Here is a 21,137-nt window from a genome sequence, read left to right on the forward strand (position 1 = left end):
GCGCGGAGTATAGCGGAAACGCCATCAACTGTTAAATAGAACCGGCCCTGTGGCCATTCATGGCGTGAATACTCGCAATCACCGGTTCTGTTGGTGCCGTGATCAATAGGGCAGGGTGCCGCCGGGGGGCTGCCGGCGGAAGCGTTTGTAGCTCCACAAGTACTGGGCGGGCTCTTCCTTGATCAGCGTCTCGATGGACCGGTTCATGGCGGTCAGGGCGTAATCCAGGTCGTCATCGTGGACGCCCTCGTCGGCGGGGCGTACGCGGATTTCGAAGCCACCGTCGCCGGGCAGGCGCCGCGCCCAGGCCATGAACACCCGGGCGCCGGTCTGCTTGATCAGCTTGCAACTCAGGGTGCCGGTGTGCGCCGGCTGGCCGAAGAACGGCGCGAAGCGGCCGCTGCGCCGGTCCGGTACCTGGTCGGGCAGAATCGCGGTGAGCGCGCCCTGGCGCATGGCGCGCACCAGCCCCGCCACGCCCCGGGCGGTGGCCGGGTACATGGTGGTACCGAAATGCTCACGGCCTTCCTTGATCAGTTCGTCCACCTCCGGCAGGCCGGACGGCGCGAACATGGCGTGCAGGCCGAACTCCCGGGCCAGCCAGAAATTCAGCACCTCCCAGCAACCCAGATGGGGCGCCAGAATCAGCACCGGCTCGCCGTTGGCCACCGCCTGGCGCAGCGGGCCGTCGCCGTCCTCCGCCACCACCCGGTCCAGGCCGTCCTGCGGGCGGTGCCAGAAACGCGCGATCTCGAAGGTGTTCTTGATGCTTTCCGCCAGCGACGCCCGGGCCAGCGCTTCGTGGTCCGGGTGATCGGGCAGGCACAGCTTCAGATTGATGCGCGTGATGCGCCGTGCCTCGGTGGGCAGCACGGCCAGCAGCCGGCCCAGGCCGGTGGCCAGGGCCCGGTTCAGGCCGAAAGGCAACAGACCCAGCAGGCGCAGCGCGCCGGCGGCGGAGCGGCCCTTGAGGGTCTGGATGGCGGGGTGTGTTCGTCGTCCCATGGGGCGCGATTATATCGTCGCGCTCCCCGAACGCCAGGGGGCCGCCCCCGGCGCTGTTTCGTATCCGTCGGTGATCACCCGGTTTCCGGATGGTGAACCGGCGCCGAGCGACTCCCCTTATTAGGGAGTATCCGCGTCGACGGGCCTCGGTCAGCATCGGAGCACCGTGAACAACACGCTGAAACGATGGAAGAGGGGAAACAACTATGAATTGGCTTGGAAGCAAACAGCGCGCCGGTATGCCGGCACTGATCGGGCTATGCGCCCTGGTGATCGCCGGCTGCGGCGGTGGTGGTGGTAGCGGAGGAGGAGGCACCGATCCTGGCACCGGCGGTGGTGATCCAGGCGGCGGTCCCGGTCCCAACGGCTTCACTCTGAGCTCCAACAGCCCGATGGACGGCGCCGAGCAGAAGGCGGATTACCCGGTGGTGGCGGTGTTCTCAGCCCCGGTGGACCCGGCCAGCGTGGACGCCCAAAGCTTTTCCGTGACCGCCGGCGTCAACGAAGTGACTGGTTCCTTCCATTACAGTGAGGACGGCTCGGTGGTCATCTTTATTCCGGACGCCGACCTGGTGGACGGGCAGAGCTACACCGTGAGGCTGGACGGCATCACCGACAGCGGCGGCGAGACCCTGGCGGACGCCCGTTCCTGGGACTTCACCGCCCGGGCGGTGGCGGACTACGACTGCGCCGTGGGCGCGCCCCCGGCCAGCCTCAATCTGAACAGTGAGGAGCAGGCTTATTATTCCAAGTACGCCGACGCCAACGGGCTGCCGGTGCTGGGCGGCGATCAGGTATCGTCGGCGGCGCTGTGGCACGCCTGCGAGACCATCCTGGGCATGATGAGCCTGCGTCAGGATCTGCTCGCGCAAATGATCGACAACGGCACCCTGGCGGCGGTCAGCGCCGACGGCGAGGGCATCACGCAAATCCCCGCCTACTCCGACCTGGACACCGTGTTCCCCATTGACGGCGGCACCTGGGACGAGCGCGCCCGGGGCGGCCTGGGCGCCACCAAGGCACGCCCGGTGACCAGTGGCACCGAGGAAAACGTGCTCTGCTACGCCGGCGACCCTTACCAGGGCAACGGCGCGCACGAAGACATTTTCCTCCATGAATTCGCCCATTCCGTGGACGTGATGGCCCTGCGCGATCTGAATCCGGCCTTCGGCACCGCCTTGGCGGCGGCCTACCAGAACGCCCTGGACAACGGCCTGTTCGAGAACACCTACGCGGCGGAGAACGTGGAGGAGTACTGGGCCGAGGGCGTGCAAAGCTGGTTCAACAGCAACCTGGAATCGGATCCGCCCAATGGGCTGCACAACAGCATCAACACCCGGGGCGAGCTGGAAAGCCATGACCCGGCTCTGTACGCGCTGATTTCGCGGATCTTCCCCACCGACTACGACGGTGGCTGCCCCCCGACCTGACCGCCATGGCCGCCGTGCCCCGGCGCGGCGGCCCGCCGACCCGGGCTGGTTTTGTGCCGGCGGGCTTGTAGAATGGCGCCGTCTTTCTCGAGGTGGCCATGACCGACATAACCCCGCTGCGCGACTTCCTGCCGTGCCCGACGCCGGACGCCTGGATTGGCTGGGCGTTGGCGCACCCGGATATCCTGTTGATCGACCATGCCCACTGCGAGAAGAAGGCGGCGTCCACGGCTTTGAACCTGATGTTTCGCTACGTGGACCGTCCGGAATTGCTGGACAACCTGAGCCAACTGGCCCGCGAGGAGCTGCTGCATTTCGAGCAGGTGGTGGGCATGATGCGCGAGCGCGGTGTCACCTATGATCATCTGTCACCGTCGCGTTACGCTCAGGGCCTGCGCCGCCATGCGCGTACCTCGGAACCGGGCCGGCTGGTGGATACCCTGATCATCGGCGCGCTGATCGAGGCGCGCTCCTGCGAACGGTTCGCCGCCCTGGCGCCCCATGTGGATGCGGAACTGGGTCGCTATTACCGTTACCTGCTGAAAAGCGAATCCCGCCATTTCGAGGATTATCTGCGCCTGGCCCGTCTCTACGCGGACGGTCCCATTGATGAGCGTCTGGTGTTCTTCAAGGAGAAGGAGAGAGCGCTGATCGAGGAACCGGACGAGGCGTTCCGGTTTCATTCCGGCGTCCCGGCGTAGTCAGGGTCGCGGTCGTCCGACCGCGATCCCTCACTCAGTGGGGGCGCTGATCTCCCAGCTTTCCAGCCGGAGGCCGTCGCCGTCGGCGACGATCCACCAGGCCAGCCTGCCCCAGTCGCCGAGCACCCAGCGGCGACCGCGGGCGCCGTCGCCCAGGTCCACGTCGTGCACCGCCGGGCGGTGGGTGTGGCCGTGGATCAGCTCGGTGACGCCGGCCTCGTTCATCACCCGCGCCACCTCGGAGGGTGTCACGTCCATGATGTTCTCGGCCTTGTTGGCGTTGTTGCTCTTGCTCTGCATGCGCATGCCCTGGGCCAGGGCGCGGCGTTCTTCCAGGGGCTTGGCGAGCATCATTTGCTGCCACTGGGGGTTGCGGGCCATGGCGCGGAACTGCTGGTAGGCCTGGTCCTCGGTGCACAGGCTGTCGCCGTGCATCAGCAGCGCCCGGGTGCCGTGCAGGTCCACCACCGTGCCCTCGTCGAGCAGGGTGCCGCCACAGTCGGCGGCGAAGCGCTCGCCGAGCAGGAAGTCCCGGTTGCCATGCATGAAGAACAGCTCGGAGCCGGCGTCGGCGAAGGCGCGGAAGGCGGCGATGGCCTGGCGGTTGAAGGCGCTGTCGTCATCGTCGCCAATCCATGCCTCGAACAGGTCGCCGAGCACATAGAGGCGCTCGGCATGGCCCGCCTGCCCGGCCAGCAGGCGCTCCAGTTCCGCCAGGTGGGCCGGGCGTTCCGGGTCCAGGTGCAGGTCGGAGATCAGCAGGCTGTAAGTCATTGCTCGGCGTTGTCGTCTTGCTGGGGGTTGGCGTCGTCATTGTCGGTGTTCAGGCGGCGGGCCTTCTCGATCACCACCGGGGTGCGCGGCACGTCCCGGACCCGGGGGCCACCGGCGATCTGGCCGCTGCCAGTGGCTACCGTGGCGATGCGTTCCACCGTGTCCATGCCGTCCACTACCTTGCCGAACACCGCGTAGCCCCAGCCACGGGGTGTTTTGCCGGTGTGGTCCAGGCTGCGGTTGCGGACCAGGTTGATGAAGAACTGGGCGGTGGCGGAATGCGGGTCGCCGGTGCGTGCCATGGCGATGGTGCCGCGTTCGTTACGCAGGCCGCTGTCCGCTTCATTGTGGATCGGTGCCCGGGTGTCCTTCTGCTTGAGGTCGGCGTCGAAGCCGCCGCCCTGGATCATGAAGCCGTTGATCACCCGGTGGAACACGGTGCCCTCATAGAAGCCGTCGTCCACGTAACGCAGAAAGTTGGCCACCGTCTCCGGCGCCGCCTTCGGGTACAGTTCCAGCACGATGTCGCCCTGGCTGGTGGTCAGCTCCACCCGCGGGTTGGCGGCCAGGGTCAGGCCCGGAAGCAGCAGCAGGGCGGCGAGCAGGGCGCGCGCCTTCATTCTTCCAGCACCTCGGCGGATTCGATCAGCACGTCCTCCCGGGGCACGTCCTGGTGGAACCCTTTATTGCCGGTGTCCACGGCCTTGATGCGGTTGACCGTTTCCATGCCTTCCACCACCCGGCCGAACACGGCGTAACCCCAGCCGTCCGGGGAGCGGGCCTGGTCCAGGAAGTGGTTGTCGGCGACGTTGATGAAGAACTGGGCGGTGGCGGAGTGCGGGTCGCTGGTGCGCGCCATGGCGATGGTGCCCGCCTCGTTGGAGAGCCCGTTGCCGGCTTCGTTCTCGATCGGTTCGCGGGTCGGCTTCTGGCTCATGTCCGGGGTGAAGCCGCCCCCCTGGATCATGAAATTGCTGATCACGCGGTGGAAAACGGTGCCGTCGTAGTGGCCGTCCTTGACGTATTGAATGAAGTTCTCGGTGGTGGCCGGGGCGCGTTCGGCGTCCAGTTCCAGCAGGATCTTTCCGTAGGTGGTGGTCAACAGCACTTTCATGGGGTCTCCGGGTCCTGGGAGTCTTTGACTGTAGGGGGGCGCACTGTACACTAGCGCACCCCGTATTTCAGCCGCAGGCGGCTCAATGAGTGAAGCAAAAGCGCCCAGCAATTTTATCAGACAGATCATCGATCGTGACCTGGCCGAAGGAAAAAACGATGGCCGTGTAGTGACCCGGTTCCCACCGGAACCCAACGGTTATTTGCATATCGGTCACGCCAAGTCCATCTGCCTGAATTTCGGCATCGCCGAAAGCTACGGCGGTGCCTGCCACCTGCGCTTCGACGATACCAACCCGGAGAAGGAAGAGGACGAGTACATCCAGTCCATCCAGCGGGACGTGGAGTGGCTGGGTTTCGAGTGGACCGGGCCGGTGCGCTTCGCCAGCGGCTATTTCGACCAGTTGCACGATTACGCCCTGCAACTGATCGATAAGGGGCTGGCCTATGTGGACACCCAATCGCCGGAGAAAATCGCCGAAATGCGCGGCAATTTCACCACCCCCGGTCAGGACAGCCCCTACCGGGACCGGTCCGTGGAAGAAAATCGGGCATTGTTCGCGCGCATGCGCGCCGGCGAGTTCGACGAGGGCGAGGCGGTGCTCCGGGCCCGCATCGACATGGGCAGCCCGAACCTGAATCTGCGCGACCCGATTCTCTACCGGATACGCAAGAAGGCGCACCACCAGACCGGTGACAAGTGGGTGATCTACCCGATGTACGACTTCACCCATCCGCTGTCGGACGCCATAGAAGGCATTACCCACAGTCTTTGTACCCTGGAGTTCGAGGACCACCGTCCGCTGTACGACTGGCTGATCGAGAACGTGGATGTGCCGGCGCGGCCGCGCCAGTACGAATTCGCCCGGCTCAACCTGAACTTCACCGTCACCAGCAAGCGCCGCCTCAAGCTGCTGGTGGACGAAGGCCACGTGGACGGCTGGGACGACCCGCGCATGCCCACGCTCAGCGGTCTGCGCCGGCGCGGCTACACACCGGCGGCGATCCGCAACTTCTGCGAGAACCTGGGGGTCAGCCGCGCCGATTCGGTGATCGACATGAGCGTGCTGGAGGAGACGGTGCGTGACGATCTCAACCAGCACGCACCGCGGGCCTTCTGCGTGCTCAACCCGCTCAAGCTGGTGATCGAAAACTGGCCGGAGGACCAGGAGGAGTGGCTGCAGGCGCCGCTGCATCCCCAGAACGAGGCCATGGGACATCGCGAGATGCCCCTGACCCGGGAGGTGTACATCGATCGCGAGGACTTCCGCGAGGAGGCCAACAAGAAATACAAGCGGCTGGTGCTTGGCGACCGGGTGCGGCTGCGCTATGGCTATGTGGTACGCGCCGAATCGGTGGTGCGCGACGACGCCGGCGGGATCGTCGAGGTACGCTGCAGCTATGATCCGGACACCCTCGGCAAGAATCCGGAGAACGACGAAGGGCAGGGCAAGATGCGCGGCGTGATCCACTGGGTCAGCGCCCGCCACGGCCTGCCCTGCAAGGTGCGCCTGTACGACCGCCTGTTCCAGGTGGCCAATCCGGCCCGGGTGGCGGAGGGTGAATCCTTCCTCGATCACCTCAACCCGGAGTCCCTGCGGGTGCTGGAAGGTTGCGTGGTGGAGCCGCGCCTGGATGGCGTGCCGGCGGAGACCCGCTACCAGTTCGAGCGCGAAGGTTATTTCTGCGTGGATCGCGATAGCAACGCGGACGGCCTGGTGTTCAACCGCACCGTGGGCTTGCGGGAATCTTGGCCCCGGGAAGCCTGATCCCCGCCTTCGTCCGTCAGGCCGGGGCGCGGGAGTGGCGGTTCAGTCTGCGCACCTTCGCCGCCGGCATGACGGCGCTGTACATCGCCCTGTCCCTGGGGCTGGATGAGCCCAAGTGGTCCCTGATGACGGTTTATATTGTCGCCCAGCCCCTGGGTGGCATGGCCGTGGCCAAGGGGCTTTATCGCCTGCTGGGGACTCTGGGTGGGGCCCTGGTGGCGGTGGGCCTGGTGGGCTGGCTCAATCCCCAGCCAACGCTGTTCTTCGTGGCGCTGGTGCTGTGGCTCGGGGTGTGCACCTTCTGCGCCAGCCTGCTGCGTAATTTCCGCGCCTACGCCTTCGTGCTGGCCGGTTACAGCGCCCTGATCGTCGGTGTGCCGGCGGTAATGACCCCGGACCAGACGTTTTCCCTGGCGGTGGCCCGGGTTACCGAGATCGGCCTGGGCATCGTCTGTGTCAGCCTGCTCAGCGTGTTGGTGTGGCCGCGCTCCGCCGGAGGCGCTTACCTGCAGAGCAGCCGCGCGCAGTTGATCGCACTGATCCGGCTGGTGGCCGATACCGCCGCCGGTGAGTTGGACCGGGATCAATTGCGGGCCCGCCGGCAGGCCCTGATCGCCGACGGCATGGCGCTGGAGAACCTGCGCGAACACGCCCTGTTCGATTCCCCGCGACTGCGCAACCGCGCCGGCCTGTGCCGCCGCCTGGGCCATGAGATGCTGGCGATGATCTCCTCGGTGGGGCCGCTGCACGCCTACGTGAACCGCTACGCGCAACGGCACCACCATCCCCTCGTCACCGCGCTGCTGGCGGACATTGCCGCCCTTGATCCGGAGGCGCCGCCGGAGGCCCTGCGCGACACGCTGCATGGCCTGTACGTGCGCGCCCGGACCCTGGCGCGGGAACTGCGTGGCGGCCAGCGTGACAACAACGACGAGCGCTTCTATTCCCTGCAACTGGCGTTGGAGCACAGCGCCGAGCTGTGCGACCGGCTGCGCTCCAGCGTGGCGCTGTTCGCCATGCTCACCGACCGGGCGCCGCTGGTGCAGTGGCGCGGCGGCACCTCGCGGCCCCATCTGGACCCGTCCCAGGCCTGGCGCAACGGCGTGCGCGCCGCCCTGGCGTTGAGTGGCGCCCTGGCGTTCTGGTACTGGAGCGCCTCGCCCCAGGGCGCCGGTGTGGCGATCCAGGTGGGGGTGATCTGCGCGCTGTTCGCCACCCGCGACAATCCACTGGCGGCGGTGCGCGGCTTTATCAAAGGGGCGGCCCTGGCGGCGGCGCTGGCCACGCTGTACCGGTTGGTACTGCTGCCTGGCAGTGATGGCTTCGCGGAATTGGTGCTTTGGCTGGCGCCGGTCTATGTGCTGGCCGGGCTGGCCATGGCGCGCCCGGCCACGGCGGGCATCGGTATTCCGGTGACGATCTTTTTCCCGCTGTTGCTGGACCTGTCGCCGCTGCAGAATTTCGACGCGCTGCCGCTTTTCAATAACGTCCTCTCTCTGGGTATGGGCATGGTCCTGGCGGTGCTGGCATTCATGCTGGTGTGGCCCGGCGACACCCCCGCCGAGGCCCGTCAACGGCTGTGTCGGGATCTTTGCCGTACCCTGGGACGCTGGCCGATCCGTCGCCGCTGGCCGCGCCATCGTCTGGAACGCCAGCTCTATGACCGTATCGGTCTGCTGTTGCCAAACCTGAATCCGGACAACCCGGAGGACGGCGACCTGCTGCGCGGGGCTCTGGCGGCGGTCACCCTCGGGCTCGGGCTGCTGTATCTGAACATGCTCTGCCGGCGCGGGTTGCCCGGTGATGAGACGCTGGCCATCACCCGCCTGATCCGCGACACCCAAAGGGTGCTGCGCGACGGCGACGAGGACCGCTGGCTGGCGCTTACCGCCCAGGCGGACACGGTGCTGCGCCGCTGCCAGCGCGCCTACGGCCCGGAGCTGGACCCCGGTGAGCGTCGTCGGCTGGTGCGCTCGGTTGTGCGCTTGCGCCTGCAGATCAGTATTATCCGTCGCTATGCCGGCTTTTTCCTGGCCGGCTCCGCGGATCGGCCCTGGCGGGGCCTGAGGAACCAGGATGTTGTATGAAATCGATCTGGGCGGCGTGCTGCTGCCGCCCCTGTTGCCGGTGCTGGTGCTGGCGCTGCTGCTGTTCTGGCCGGTCAACCGGCTGATCGGAAGGGTCGACGGCTATCGCTGGTTCTGGCATCCGGCCCTGGCCGGCCTGTGTGTGTTCCTGGTGCTGTGCGCGGTGGCGCTGGCGCTGTTTATGTTCGGGAGTGCTTTACTGTGGGAAGGGTCTTGATGAGGGGGCATGCGCATGTCTGAACATGGCCCGGGCCGCTGGCGCGCCCCGCTGATGACCGGCGCGCTGGTGTTGGTCGCCGCCATCGCCGTCTGGTTCATGTGGTTCCACTACGTGCATCAGCTGTGGACCCGGGATGCCCGGGTGCGCGCGGCGGTGATCCAGGTGGCGCCGGACGTCTCCGGGCGCATCACCGCCATGGCGGTGGCGGACAACGGTCGGGTGGCCCCCGGCGATGCGCTGTTTTCGGTGGACCCGGAACGTTACCGGCTGGCGGTGGAAAGGGCGGAGGCGGAGCTGGAGCACCGCCGCCAGGAACTGACCCTGCGCGATGACGAGGCGGCCCGTCGTCAGCGGCTGGGCCGGGCGGTGTCGTCGGAGGAACGGGAGTCCGCCACCCGCCTGGCGGAGGTGGCCCGGGCGGATCTGCACGCCGCCAGGGCCGCGCTCAAGGAGGCACGGCTGAATCTGGAGCGGGCCCGGGTCAGTGCGCCGGCGGGCGGGTTCGTCACCCATTTGCTGGCCTATCAGGGCGACTACGCCCGCGCCGGGGAGCCGGTGCTGAGCCTGGTGGATGGGGACTCGTTCTGGGTGGAGGCTTATTTTCGCGAGACCCAGGTGCACCGGCTGGCAGCCGGGGACCGGGCCAGAGTACGGCTGCTGGGCGCCGACCGGGTGCTGGAGGGCAGGGTGGCCGGCATCGCCCGGGGCATCGCCAACCCCAATGCCACCGCCGGCGCCGATCAGGGCCTGCCGCCGGTATCGCCCACTTTTGAGTGGGTGCGTCTGGCCCAGCGAATCCCGGTGCGCATCGAGCTTGGCGAGGTGCCGGCGGATCTGACGCTGGTGGCGGGTATGACCGCCAGCGTTGCCATAGTTAAGTAGGAGCGGCTTCAGCCGCTCCTGCCGTGTTCCGCGGGCGTTTTGGCCGTACGCTCAGGAGAAGGCTTTTTCGCCGGCCTCCAGGGTCTGGAAGATCAGGGTGTTGATGGTCATCGGACCGACACCGCCGGGTACCGGCGTGTAGGCCGCCACGCGGTCGATCAGCGGACCCAGCTCGATGTCGCCGCATTTCCGGGGGTGGAAACCGGCGTCCACCACCACGGCGCCGTCCTTGATCCAGTCCGCCTTGATGAATTCCGGCCGTCCCACGGCGCCCACCACGATGTCCGCCTGGGCCACCAGGCCGGCCAGGTCGCGGGTGCGGCTGTGGCAGATGGTGACCGTGGCATTGGCCTCCAGCAGCATCATCGCCATGGGCTTGCCGAGAATCGCGCTGCGGCCCACTACCACGGCGTGTTTGCCCTCCAGGGGCACCTCATAGTGCTCCAGCAGGCGCATGATGCCCTTGGGTGTGGCGCAGCCGTAGGCCTCCTCGCCCATGGCCATGCGACCAAAGCCCAGGCAGGTGACGCCGTCCACGTCCTTGCCCAGGCTGATGGCGTCGAAACACAGGCGCTCGTCGATCTGAGCCGGCACCGGGTGCTGCAGCAGAATGCCGTGCACGTCCGGGTTGTTGTTGAGCTCGTCGATGCGCGCCAGCAACTGGTCGGTGGTGGTGTCCTCCGGCAGTTCCACGGCCATGGAGTCCATGCCCACGCGGCGACAGGCGTTGCCCTTCATCCTTACATAGGTGGCGGAGGCCGGGTCGGCGCCCACCAGGATGGTGGCGAGAATGGGGGTGCGGCCCCCGGCCTTGGCTTTCAGCGCTTCCACGCGGCCACGCATCTCGTCCTCGAAATGCTGTGCCAACGCCTTGCCGTCCAGAATCTGCGCGCTCATGGGGTCTCTCTGTATGTCGGGTCCAAGGAAGGGGGCGGATTCTCGCATGGGCGCCGGGTCGGGGCAAAGCGCGGCCGAGCTGGCGAATATTCCAGCGAACGATTCACCGTGCGCCGGGGCGTCGTTGACGGTCCCGGGGGGCGCGGGTATTATGCCGCCTCGCTCGACCTGCTCCGCGGGGTGTAGCGCAGCCTGGTAGCGCGCCTGCTTTGGGAGCAGGATGTCGGGGGTTCGAATCCCTCCACCCCGACCAGCCGGCGAAATCGCGGTGGGATCGGTTAAGCGCCTGTAGCTCAATTGGATAGAGCAACGGCCTTCTAAGCCGTAGGTTGCAGGTTCGAGCCCTGCCAGGCGTGCCATCGGCGACCTGGTGGAGGCGGAAAAACGGTTTCAGTGGTGGCTGTAGCTCAGTTGGTAGAGCCCCGGATTGTGACTCCGGTGGTCGTGGGTTCAAATCCCATCAGCCACCCCAACATCGAAGCCTCCGGGTCGCCCCGGAGGCTTTTTTGTAGCCGCCGTTCCGGCCCGTAGGCAGGGGCGCCGGCATTGTCTATAATTCCCGCCCTTTAAAGCATGGCCCCGACCCGCCTGGGTCGGCCGCTGGCCCCAAAAGTCTTTACAAAGAGGATGTTATGCAGGTTTCCGTAGAAACGACTTCAGGTCTGGAACGGCGCGTGACCGTGGGTGTGCCCGCGGAGAAAGTGGATGCCGCCGTGGAGAACAAGCTCCGCGAGGCCCAGAAGAACGTGCGTCTGGATGGCTTCCGCCCCGGCAAGGTGCCGATGCGGGAAGTGAAACGTCGCTTCGGTGCCGCCGTGCGTAACGAGGTGCTCGCCGACGTGATGCGCGAGTCCTTCCTGGAAGCGGTGGAGCAGGAAAAACTGCAGCCGGCCGGCATGCCGGGCTTCGAGGCCACCAAGAACGAAGCCGGCAAGGACCTGGAATTCGTCGCCACCTTCGAGGTGTTCCCGGAAGTGGAACTGGCGCCCTTCGACGCCATCGAGGTGGAGAAGCCGGTGGCCGAGGTCACCGACGCCGATGTCGATGAGATGATCGAGACCCTGCGCGCGCAGCGCGGCGAGTACCAGGAAGTGGACCGTGCCGCCGAGAGTGGCGATCGCGTCAACATCGACTTCAAGGGCCTCAAGGACGGTGAAGCCTTCGAGGGCGGCAGCGCCGAGGGCCATGACCTGGAGCTGGGTTCCGGCCAGATGATCCCCGGTTTCGAGGACGGCATCGTCGGCATGAAGGCCGGCGACGAGAAGGACATCGACGTGACCTTCCCCGAGGACTATCAATCCGAGGAACTGAAGGGCCAGGCGGTGGTATTCCAGATCAAGTGCAACAAGGTGGAAGCCAAGCAACTGCCGGAAGTGGACGCCGAGTTCATGAAGGCGTTCGGTGTCGAAGACGGCGACATGGACAAGTTCAAGGCGGAAGTGCGCAAGAACATGGAGCGCGAGCTCAACAACGCCGTCTCCGGCAAGATCAAGGCGCAGGTGATGGACGGCCTGGCCGGCCAGCACGAGTTCGACCTGCCGGAGCCGCTGATCGCGCAGGAAGTGGACCGCATGCGCCAGCAGATGGCGCAGCAGTTTGGTGGCGGCCAGCAGTTCGATGCCTCCATGCTGCCCGCGGAGCTGTTCAAGGAGCAGGCGGAGCGTTCCGTGCGCCTGGGCCTGGTGATGCGCGCCATCCTCGACAAGCATGAGCTGCAGGCGGACGCCGAGCGGGTCAAGACCCGGGTGGAAGAGATCGCCTCCCAGTACGAGCAGCCCGAGGAAGTGGTCAATTTCGTCTACAGCAACCCGCAGCAACTGCAACAAATTGAGGGCGCGGTGCTGGAAGACCAGGTCGTGGACCTGGTGCTCGAGTCCGCCAAGGTGGAAGAGAAGAGCCAGTCCTACCAGGAAGCGGTCAAGCCCCGCGACCAGCAGGGCTGAAGCGCCCGCCATCGCCAGGCGCCGGTAAGCGGCGCCCAGCCAAACCTCCGAAAGGCCGAAAAGCCGGCGTTTCGGAGGTTTTTTCGTTCAAATGGGGTGTATTTGCGCAAGTTTTGCGCAGTTGAACCGGATATTGCGCGGCCTTTATGGACGGCCTACTGGGCCCCCCTTACTATCGGGGAGAAAGGCGCGGCGATACCTTGTATCGAGACCGCCTCGCCCCAATACCCGCTGTAGAGCCGGCGAATGGCCGCCACGGGAACCCAGATATAAGGAAGCGCTAGATGATTGATTTGAGCCGGATCACTTCCGTTACTCCGGAAATGAAGACCCTGATGCAGGATCCGACCAACGTGGGCCTGGTGCCCGTGGTGATCGAACAGACCTCCCGGGGCGAGCGTTCCTTCGACATTTATTCCCGACTGCTCAAGGAGCGGGTCATCTTCCTGGTCGGTCAGGTCGAGGACTACATGGCCAACCTGATCGTTGCCCAATTGCTGTTCCTGGAGTCCGAGAACCCGGATAAGGACATCAACCTGTATATCAACAGCCCGGGCGGCTCGGTGACCGCCGGCATGTCGATCTATGACACCCTGCAGTTCGTCAAGCCGGATGTGTCCACCATGTGTATTGGCCAAGCCGCCAGCATGGGCGCCTTCCTGCTGTCCGCCGGCGCCAAGGGCAAGCGGTACGCGCTGCCCAACGCCCGCGTGATGATTCACCAGCCCCTGGGCGGCTTTCAGGGCCAGGCGTCCGATATCGAAATTCACGCCAAGGAGATCCTCAAGATCAAGGGGGATCTCAACCGCATGCTGGCCGAGCACACCGGCCAGCCCCTGGAGGTGATCGAGCGGGATACCGATCGCGATAACTTCATGGATGCCACCCAGGCCAAGGAATACGGTCTGGTCGACGACGTCCTGCGCCGTCGCTGAGGCGCGGCCGATGGGGCGCTCGGGGTGCGCCGGGCTTGAAAAAGCCGGTGTCACCCTGCATCTTCAAACTGAAACATCAGGTTCTGAGGCGATTCGATGACCGATACCACCGGAAAGGGCGACGACGGCAAGCTGCTGTACTGCTCGTTCTGCGGCAAAAGCCAGCATGAAGTCCGCAAGCTGATCGCGGGCCCGTCGGTCTTTATCTGCGACGAGTGCGTGGATCTGTGCAACGACATCATCCGTGAGGAGGTGCAGGAAGAATCCGGCGACAGCGGCGACGAACGTCTGCCCAAGCCGCAGGAGATCAAGACCACCCTGGATGACTACGTGATCGGCCAGGAACGCGCCAAGCGGGTACTGTCCGTGGCGGTCTACAATCACTACAAGCGGTTGGGCACCAAATCGCGCAGCCGCGAGGACGTGGAGCTGGGCAAGAGCAACATCCTGTTGATCGGCCCCACCGGCAGCGGCAAGACGTTGCTCGCCGAGACCCTGGCGCGTTTGCTCAATGTGCCGTTCACCATCGCCGACGCCACCACCCTCACCGAGGCGGGTTACGTGGGCGAGGATGTGGAAAACATTATCCAGAAACTGTTGCAGAAGTGTGATTACGACGTGGACAAGGCCCAGCGCGGCATCGTCTACATCGACGAGATCGACAAGATCTCGCGCAAGTCAGACAACCCCTCCATCACCCGCGACGTGAGCGGGGAGGGCGTGCAACAGGCGCTGCTGAAGCTGATCGAGGGCACCGTGGCCTCGGTGCCGCCCCAGGGCGGCCGCAAGCATCCGCAGCAGGAATTCCTGCAGGTGGACACTTCCAACATTCTGTTCATCTGCGGCGGCGCGTTCGCCGGCCTCGACAAGGTGATCCGGGACCGTTCCGAGAAGGGCGGCATCGGTTTCTCCGCCGAGGTGAAGAGCAAGGACACCGCCCTCACCGTGGGGCAGATGCTGGCCACCGTGGAGCCCGAGGATCTGGTCAAGTACGGCCTGATTCCGGAGTTCATTGGCCGCCTGCCGGTGATCGCCACCCTGGAGGAACTCTCCGAGGACGCGTTGGTTCAGATTCTCACCGAACCGCGCAACGCGCTCACCAAACAATACACACGCCTGTTCGAGATGGAAGGCGTGGAACTGGACTTCCGCGACGACGCCTTGCGCGCCGTGGCCCGCAAGGCCATGGAACGCAAATCCGGCGCCCGTGGGCTGCGCTCGATTCTGGAAGCGGTGCTGCTGGATACCATGTATCAGGTACCGTCCCTGGAAGGCGTGGTCAAGGTGGTGATCGATAGCGCCACCATCGACGGCGAATCGGAACCGTTGCTGATTTACGAGAACAGCGAGCAGACGTCCAGAGTGGCGCCCGATTGAATCGGGCGCCCACAAACCAACGATAGGGGCGATACGTGCTGAAAGAGATTCCTCTGCTGCCACTGCGTGACGTGGTGGTTTACCCCCATATGGTGATCCCGCTGTTCGTGGGCCGGGAAAAATCCATCGCCGCGCTGGAAACGGCCATGGCCAGCGACAAGCAGATCATGCTCGTGGCCCAGCGCAACGCGTCCGACGATGATCCGGGCGAAAGGGACATTTACCGGGTGGGCACGGTGTCCACCATCCTGCAGATGCTGCGCCTCCCTGACGGCACCGTGAAGGTGCTGGTGGAAGGGGGCGGTCGCGGCCATGTCGCCCACGCCCGTTTCGATGATGACGGCGCGGTGGCGGACGTGCGTGAACTGGACGAGGCGATGCCCTCGGAAAGCGAGCAGGAGGCTCTGGCCCGTTCCCTGCTCACCAAATTCGAGGAATACGTCAAGCTGTCCAAGAAGGTGGCGCCGGAGATCATGAATTCGGTGTCCTCCATCGACGAGATCAGCCGCCTGGCCGATACCATTTCCGCGCACCTGCAACTGAAGCTGGAAGAGAAGCAGGACGTGCTGGAAATGGTCGACGTGCGTGAGCGTGTCGAGCATCTGGTGGCGCTGATGGAATCCGACATGGATGTGCTCAAGGTGGAGAAGCGCATCCGTGGCCGGGTCAAGAAACAGATGGAGAAGAGCCAGCGCGAGTACTATCTGAATGAGCAGATGAAGGCGATTCAGAAGGAACTCGGCGACCTGGACGAAAGCGGCAACGAGCTGGAGGATCTTGAGAAGAAGATCGAAAGCGTCGGCATGCCGAAGGAAGCCAAGGAAAAAACCCGCAACGAACTCAACAAGCTGCGCATGATGTCACCGATGTCCGCCGAGGCCACGGTGGTGCGCAGTTACCTGGACTGGATGACCTCGGTGCCGTGGAAGAAGCGCAGCCGGGTTCGCCACGACATCGCCCACGCCAAGAAGATTCTCGATCAGGATCATTACGGGCTGGAGGAAGTAAAGGAGCGCATCCTGGAATTCCTCGCCGTGCAAAGCCGGGTTGGCAAGGTCAAGGGGCCGGTGCTGTGCCTGGTGGGTCCGCCCGGTGTCGGTAAGACGTCCCTGGGGCAATCCGTGGCCCGCGCCACCAATCGCAAGTTCGTGCGCATGGCTCTGGGCGGCGTGCGCGATGAAGCGGAAATCCGCGGCCATCGCCGCACCTACATCGGCTCCTTGCCGGGCAAGGTGATCCAGAAACTGTCCAAGGTAGGCGTGCGCAACCCGCTGTTCTTGCTCGATGAAGTCGACAAGATGGGCATGGACATGCGGGGCGACCCGGCGTCGGCCCTGCTGGAAGTACTTGATCCGGAACAGAACCACACCTTCAGCGATCACTACCTGGAAGTGGACTACGACCTGTCCGAGACCCTGTTCGTGTGCACCTCCAACTCCATGAACATTCCGGCGCCGCTGCTGGATCGAATGGAAGTGATTCGTCTGCCCGGTTATACCGAGGACGAGAAGGTCAATATCGCCTCCCAGTATCTGATTCCCAAGCAGATCAAGAGCAACGGCCTGAAAGAGGGCGAAGTGGTGTTCAATGACGACACCCTGCGCCATGTAATCCGACACTACACCCGCGAGGCTGGCGTGCGCGGTCTGGAGCGCGAGATCAGCAAGATCTGCCGTAAGGTGGTGAAGGAGCATCTGCTGGCCAAGGATGACGCTCCGGTGACGCTGGACGAGGAAAAGGTCGAGCATTACCTGGGCGTGCGTCGTTACAGCTACGGCCTCGCCGAGGAAGCGGATCAGGTCGGCCAGGTCACAGGGCTGGCCTGGACCTCCGTGGGTGGCGAGCTGCTGACCATCGAAGGCGTGTCCACGCCGGGCAAGGGCAGGGTGACCACCACCGGTTCCCTGGGCGACGTGATGCAGGAATCCATCCAGGCGGCCTGGACGGTGGTGAAAAGCCGTTCCCGCCATCTGGGCATTCGCCGCCGTCAACTGGAACGGAACGACCTGCACATCCACGTGCCCGAGGGCGCCACGCCGAAGGATGGCCCCAGCGCCGGTATTGGCATGTGCACCGCCATGGTCTCCATGCTCACCGGTATCCCGGTGCGTGCCGACGTGGCCATGACCGGCGAAATCACGCTGCGCGGCCAGGTCCTGGCGATCGGCGGACTCAAGGAAAAACTGCTGGCCGCGCATCGCGGCGGTATCAAAACGGTTCTGATACCGCACGAAAACGAGCGCGACCTCAAGGAAATTCCCGAGAACATCAAGCAAGCTCTCGACATCCGGCCGGTGAAGTGGATCGACCAGGTGCTGGAAGTGGCCCTGACCCACACGCCGACGCCGCTTAGCGATGCGGAAGTGGAGGAGGATCTTGCTCTCGCGGAAGAAAAAGCGCAAAAAGAATCCGAACGGCCGAGCACCCATTGACCCGCGCCCGCGCGGCGTTTCTAATGCGTGCTGCACAACCGATTCGTGATCTTGCGTTACGTTTTTAACGTGTTGATCAACAAGGTTTTTTACCTTTGTTAAAGCTGGTGTGAACGGCCTCTTCCTTTCTTGACGCCCCCTGGGCCCGTTGGTATAAAGGCGGCTTCGTCATAAGGAGAGTGCATCGCGCCTCGACCATAAAACCGGGAAATAGAAAGGGGAATTTTGTGAATAAATCCGAACTGATCGATGCCATCGCCGCGGCCTCCGACATCTCCAAGGCCGATGCAGGGCGCGCGCTTGATGCAACTCTGGACGCCGTCACCGGTGCCCTGAAAAAAGGCGATAGCGTGTCCCTGGTGGGTTTTGGCACTTTCTCCGTGAAGGAGCGTGCCGCGCGGGAAGGTCGTAACCCGCAGACCGGCGAGACCATCAAGATCGCCGCGGCCAAGGTACCTGGTTTCAAAGCCGGTAAAGCACTTAAGGACGCCGTGAACTGAGCCGGTTTCAGGAGCGGTAGTTCAGCTGGTTAGAATACCGGCCTGTCACGCCGGGGGTCGCGGGTTCGAGTCCCGTCCGCTCCGCCAGCCGAATAAGCGTATCCGCAGTGGGTACGCTTTTTTGCTTTCTGGATGCGGGGGCCGGAACCGGACGGAGCGCGGCGGGTCAAAACGCCACGGCCGACATCAACGGCACCGGTTTTCATCGATAAAAAAAGACGATCCCTTGGAGTAAACCATGCAGGAGTTCAGGCGATTTGTCCGCGGCCCCGTGGGCAAGGTTCTGCTCGCCGCCATCATACTTCCCTTCGTTATTTCCGGTTTTTATGGCTATTTTACCGGCGGAGGCAGCGACAGCACGGTCGCGGAAGTGGAAGGCAACAAGATTACCCGGGCGTATGTAAATTCGCGCACCCAGCAGTTGCGCCAGATGCTGCGTCAGCAGAGCCCCAACATCAATGAATCCATGCTGGACTCCTTTATCCGGCCGCAGATGGTGCTGCAGGGCATCGTCAACGAGCAGTTGATGATCAGTGCCGCGCGTAACGCCAACATGGCCTACAGCGACACCCAGGCGGCCCGTGAGATCCGCGATAACCCCGCCTTCGTCGACAACGGCGCCTTTTCCGAAACGCGTTTCGAGCAGATGGTCCGTGCCCAGGGTATGACGCCCCAGGGTTACCTGGACGGGATTCGCCAGGAGCGGATCAGCCAGCAATACCGCGCCGCGTTCGCCGGTACCGACTTCGCGCTGCCCAACGAACTGGCGGAGCAACGCCGGCTGGGTGAGCAGCGCCGCGATATTCGCTATGTGCGTCTGGACCTGGATCAGCTGCGTCGTGACGTGTCGGTGTCCGATGAGGAGGTAAATGCCTTCTACGAGGAGCACCAAGGCGAATTCATGCGTCCCGAGCAACTGCGCGTTCGTTATCTGGAGCTGGCCCCGGATCATTACCGCGATCGCATCGAGATCAGTGATGAGCAGGTCCGTGGCGAGTATCAGGCGCGTAAACAGATGCGCGAAAACGCCTCCACCCGCCGTCAGGTGGCCCATGTGATGATCGCGGTGAACGACGATCGTGACGAGGACGCCGCTCTGGCCCGCGCGCGGGAGGCCCGCCAGGCCCTGGAATCCGGCGACAGCTTCGCCGACGTGGCCGCCGAGTACTCCGACGACGCCGCCACCGCCAACAGCGGTGGTGAGCTGGGTACCGTGGAGCCCGGTGACCTGCCCAAGCCGCTGGACGAGGCGCTGGTAAACTTGTCCGTGGGCGAGGTCTCCGATCCGGTGGTGTCCGACGCCGGGGTTCACCTGCTGAAGGTGGAGAGCGAGCAAAAAGCGGAGATGGCGCCGCTCGCGGAAATGCGCGATCAGATCGTCGCCGATCTGCAACGTGCCCAGGCCCAGTCCATGCTGTCCGAGGATCTGGTCACCCTGGAAGAGCTGATCTATGAGCACGCCAACCTGGAAGTGCCCGCCGAGCAACTGAATCTGCCCCTGGAAACCACTGACTGGGTGTCCCTGCAGAATCTGCCGGCGCCGCTCAATAATGACCAGGTGCGGCAGGCGTTGAACAGCGACGCGGTGCGTGAACAGGGCCACAACAGCGATCTGCTCGACCTGGGCGGCGACCGTTTCGTGGCGGTGCGTCTGCAGGATACCCAGGCCGCGGAACCGTTGCCGCTGGACCAGGTACGCGACGACATCGTCGCCCAGCTGCGCCTTCGCAAGGCCCGCGACCAGGCCGCCAGTCTGGCCGACCAGGCCCGCGCGGCGGCGGAAGACGACGGTGCCGATCTGAACCGGGTGGCCGAGCTGCTCAACGCGGCGGTGGAAGAGGAAAGCGGCCTGCAGCGTGGCGCGGCGGAACCGGACATGGCGGTTACCGACGCGGTCTTCGCCACGCCCCGGCCCGCCGACGGTGACACCAGCGGCATTCGCTTCGTGGATCTGCGCAACGGTGATCTGGTGGCCTTCCAGGTTACCGGCGTGGAAGATGGCGCCGTGGAAGCGTTGCCCGATGAGCAGCAACAACAGGCTTTGCAGGAACTGGCCCGGGTGGAAGGCGAACGTACCTTCCGCCAGGTGATGGGTTTCCTGCGTGATAACCTGGACGTGGAGCTGCATCCCAACCGGCTCGCCGAGGGCGATTCCCAACCGGCCGGGCAGCCGCAGCCCTGACCGGCGCCGCGCCGCACCAAAAAAAAGCCCGCCAAACGGCGGGCTTTTTTCCATGCGGCATCGCTGGGTGACGGGCTATTCCTCGCCGGGCTCCTCGAAAGGCATGGACACGGTGGCGGCACCCCCGTCCACGTAGGTGATCTCGGCGCTGATGCCGGAGGCCAGGTCCGAGCACAGGAAAGCGGCGGTGTTGCCCACTTCCTCGATGGTCACGTTACGGCGCAGCGGCGCCTTGGCCGCATTGTAGTCCAGCATGCTGCGGAACTTCTTGATGCCGGACGCCGCCAGGGTACGGATCGGGCCGGCGGAGATGCCGTTCACGCGGATGCCTTCCGGGCCCAGGCTGGCGGCCAGATAGCGCACGGAAGCCTCGAGGCTGGCCTTGGCCAGGCCCATGACGTTGTAGTTGGGCACGGTCTGGCGGGAAGCGTGATAGCTGAGGGTGAGCAGGGCGCCGTTGCGGCCCGCCATCATCGGCCGCGCGGCCTGGGCCAGGGCCACGAAACTGTAGGCGGAAATGTCGTGGGCCATGCGGAAGCCTTCCCGGGTGGCCACGTCGGCGAAGTTGCCGTCCAGTTCGTTGGCGGGGGCGAAGCCGACCGCGTGCACCACGCCGTCCAGTCCTTCCCACTGCTTGCCGAGATCGGTGAAGACCTGCTGGATCTGCTCGTCGGAAGTAACGTCACAGGGGAAGCACAGTGCTTCGCTGCTGCCATAGCGCTCGGCGGCTTTCACCACCCGGCTTTTGAGCTTGTCGTTCTGGTAGGTGAAGGCCAGTTCGGCGCCTTCCCGGTGCATGGCCTCGGCGATGCCGGTGGCGATGGAACGGTCGCTGGCGATGCCCACGATCAGGAATCGCTTGCCTGCGAGAAAACCCATGGTTTGTCCTC

Annotated in this window: 18 protein-coding genes and 4 tRNA genes; 16 read left to right on the top strand and 6 right to left on the bottom strand. The window is 64.8% G+C overall.

Annotated elements, in window-relative coordinates; all coding sequences use genetic code 11:
• Positions 1–102 precede the first annotated feature (102 nt).
• On the bottom strand, positions 103–1,005 hold the full coding sequence (locus ACLD02_RS14870; protein WP_410299064.1) for a lysophospholipid acyltransferase family protein: 903 nt from the start codon (positions 1,003–1,005) through the stop codon (positions 103–105).
• Positions 1,006–1,211: 206 nt separating this feature from the next.
• On the opposite strand from ACLD02_RS14870, the gene ACLD02_RS14875 reads away from it, so the two are divergent.
• Complete coding sequence (locus ACLD02_RS14875; protein WP_410299065.1) at positions 1,212–2,435, top strand: Ig-like domain-containing protein; 1,224 nt, start codon at positions 1,212–1,214, stop codon at positions 2,433–2,435.
• 98 nt (positions 2,436–2,533) lie between these two features.
• Positions 2,534–3,136, top strand: a complete 603-nt coding sequence (locus ACLD02_RS14880) for a tRNA-(ms[2]io[6]A)-hydroxylase (protein ID WP_203099826.1) — start codon at positions 2,534–2,536, stop codon at positions 3,134–3,136.
• Between the two features lie 30 nt (positions 3,137–3,166).
• Here the strand turns inward: ACLD02_RS14880 and ACLD02_RS14885 are convergent, their stop codons facing one another.
• Genes ACLD02_RS14885 through ACLD02_RS14895 form a run of 3 tightly spaced genes read right to left on the bottom strand, consistent with a single transcriptional unit; the run spans position 3,167 to position 5,024 of the window.
• Positions 3,167–3,910: a UDP-2,3-diacylglucosamine diphosphatase gene (locus ACLD02_RS14885; RefSeq protein WP_203099824.1), complete on the bottom strand. Its 744-nt coding sequence runs from the start codon at positions 3,908–3,910 to the stop codon at positions 3,167–3,169.
• A complete protein-coding gene (locus ACLD02_RS14890) occupies positions 3,907–4,530 on the bottom strand; it encodes a peptidylprolyl isomerase (RefSeq protein ID WP_410299066.1) in 624 nt (207 codons plus the stop codon). The genes ACLD02_RS14885 and ACLD02_RS14890 overlap by 4 nt, the downstream gene beginning before the upstream one ends.
• Entirely contained in the window at positions 4,527–5,024 is a 498-nt protein-coding gene (locus ACLD02_RS14895) for a peptidylprolyl isomerase (protein ID WP_203099820.1), read from the bottom strand. Before ACLD02_RS14895 ends, ACLD02_RS14890 begins: the two co-directional genes overlap by 4 nt.
• Before the next feature lie 85 nt (positions 5,025–5,109).
• Here ACLD02_RS14895 and ACLD02_RS14900 point away from each other — a divergent pair, with 85 nt between their 5' ends.
• Genes ACLD02_RS14900 through ACLD02_RS14915 form a run of 4 tightly spaced genes read left to right on the top strand, consistent with a single transcriptional unit; the run spans position 5,110 to position 9,981 of the window.
• The gene (locus tag ACLD02_RS14900) at positions 5,110–6,792 is read left to right on the top strand and encodes a glutamine--tRNA ligase/YqeY domain fusion protein (protein ID WP_203099819.1); all 1,683 of its coding nucleotides are present in this window, start codon (positions 5,110–5,112) and stop codon (positions 6,790–6,792) included.
• On the top strand, positions 6,774–8,879 hold the full coding sequence (locus ACLD02_RS14905) for an FUSC family protein (protein WP_410299067.1): 2,106 nt from the start codon (positions 6,774–6,776) through the stop codon (positions 8,877–8,879). Before ACLD02_RS14900 ends, ACLD02_RS14905 begins: the two co-directional genes overlap by 19 nt.
• On the top strand, positions 8,869–9,096 hold the full coding sequence (locus ACLD02_RS14910) for a DUF1656 domain-containing protein (RefSeq protein ID WP_203099815.1): 228 nt from the start codon (positions 8,869–8,871) through the stop codon (positions 9,094–9,096). The genes ACLD02_RS14905 and ACLD02_RS14910 overlap by 11 nt, the downstream gene beginning before the upstream one ends.
• 15 nt (positions 9,097–9,111) lie before the next feature.
• Positions 9,112–9,981, top strand: coding sequence for an efflux RND transporter periplasmic adaptor subunit (locus ACLD02_RS14915; RefSeq protein WP_410299068.1), 870 nt, complete (start codon positions 9,112–9,114; stop codon positions 9,979–9,981).
• A 51-nt stretch (positions 9,982–10,032) separates the two neighbouring features.
• Here ACLD02_RS14915 and folD read toward each other — a convergent pair whose 3' ends face one another.
• Positions 10,033–10,878 carry a bifunctional methylenetetrahydrofolate dehydrogenase/methenyltetrahydrofolate cyclohydrolase FolD gene (folD, locus tag ACLD02_RS14920; protein WP_203099811.1) on the bottom strand — a complete coding sequence of 282 codons (846 nt, stop codon included), beginning with the start codon at positions 10,876–10,878 and terminating at the stop codon, positions 10,033–10,035.
• Positions 10,879–11,054: 176 nt separating this feature from the next.
• Here folD and ACLD02_RS14925 point away from each other — a divergent pair.
• The 10 genes from ACLD02_RS14925 to ACLD02_RS14970 all read left to right on the top strand — a co-directional run bounded on the left by ACLD02_RS14925 (position 11,055) and on the right by ACLD02_RS14970 (position 20,247).
• Positions 11,055–11,131, top strand: a tRNA-Pro gene (locus tag ACLD02_RS14925).
• A 29-nt stretch (positions 11,132–11,160) separates the two neighbouring features.
• Positions 11,161–11,237 (top strand) — tRNA-Arg (locus ACLD02_RS14930).
• Between the two features lie 37 nt (positions 11,238–11,274).
• Positions 11,275–11,350: transfer RNA gene (locus ACLD02_RS14935), tRNA-His, on the top strand.
• Between the two features lie 160 nt (positions 11,351–11,510).
• A complete protein-coding gene (gene tig / locus ACLD02_RS14940; RefSeq protein ID WP_410299069.1) occupies positions 11,511–12,821 on the top strand; it encodes a trigger factor in 1,311 nt (436 codons plus the stop codon).
• A 284-nt stretch (positions 12,822–13,105) separates the two neighbouring features.
• Positions 13,106–13,756: an ATP-dependent Clp endopeptidase proteolytic subunit ClpP gene (gene clpP, locus ACLD02_RS14945; RefSeq protein WP_203099808.1), complete on the top strand. Its 651-nt coding sequence runs from the start codon at positions 13,106–13,108 to the stop codon at positions 13,754–13,756.
• A 96-nt stretch (positions 13,757–13,852) separates the two neighbouring features.
• A complete protein-coding gene (gene clpX, locus ACLD02_RS14950; RefSeq protein ID WP_203099806.1) occupies positions 13,853–15,133 on the top strand; it encodes an ATP-dependent Clp protease ATP-binding subunit ClpX in 1,281 nt (426 codons plus the stop codon).
• Between the two features lie 89 nt (positions 15,134–15,222).
• The gene (gene lon, locus ACLD02_RS14955) at positions 15,223–17,565 is read left to right on the top strand and encodes an endopeptidase La (RefSeq protein ID WP_238400774.1); all 2,343 of its coding nucleotides are present in this window, start codon (positions 15,223–15,225) and stop codon (positions 17,563–17,565) included.
• A gap of 227 nt (positions 17,566–17,792) precedes the next feature.
• On the top strand, positions 17,793–18,065 hold the full coding sequence (locus ACLD02_RS14960; RefSeq protein WP_161384330.1) for an HU family DNA-binding protein: 273 nt from the start codon (positions 17,793–17,795) through the stop codon (positions 18,063–18,065).
• A gap of 10 nt (positions 18,066–18,075) precedes the next feature.
• Positions 18,076–18,152: transfer RNA gene (locus ACLD02_RS14965), tRNA-Asp, on the top strand.
• Between the two features lie 151 nt (positions 18,153–18,303).
• The gene (locus ACLD02_RS14970; RefSeq protein ID WP_203099802.1) at positions 18,304–20,247 is read left to right on the top strand and encodes a SurA N-terminal domain-containing protein; all 1,944 of its coding nucleotides are present in this window, start codon (positions 18,304–18,306) and stop codon (positions 20,245–20,247) included.
• Positions 20,248–20,322: 75 nt separating this feature from the next.
• Here the strand turns inward: ACLD02_RS14970 and ACLD02_RS14975 are convergent, their stop codons facing one another.
• Positions 20,323–21,126 (bottom strand): enoyl-ACP reductase, encoded by an 804-nt coding sequence (locus ACLD02_RS14975; protein WP_203099800.1) that lies wholly within the window; start codon positions 21,124–21,126, stop codon positions 20,323–20,325.
• Between the last annotated feature and the right edge of the window lie 11 nt (positions 21,127–21,137).

The sequence above is a fragment of the Alloalcanivorax sp. C16-2 genome, assembly GCF_046507615.1.
Lineage (GTDB): Bacteria > Pseudomonadota > Gammaproteobacteria > Pseudomonadales > Alcanivoracaceae > Alloalcanivorax > Alloalcanivorax marinus_A.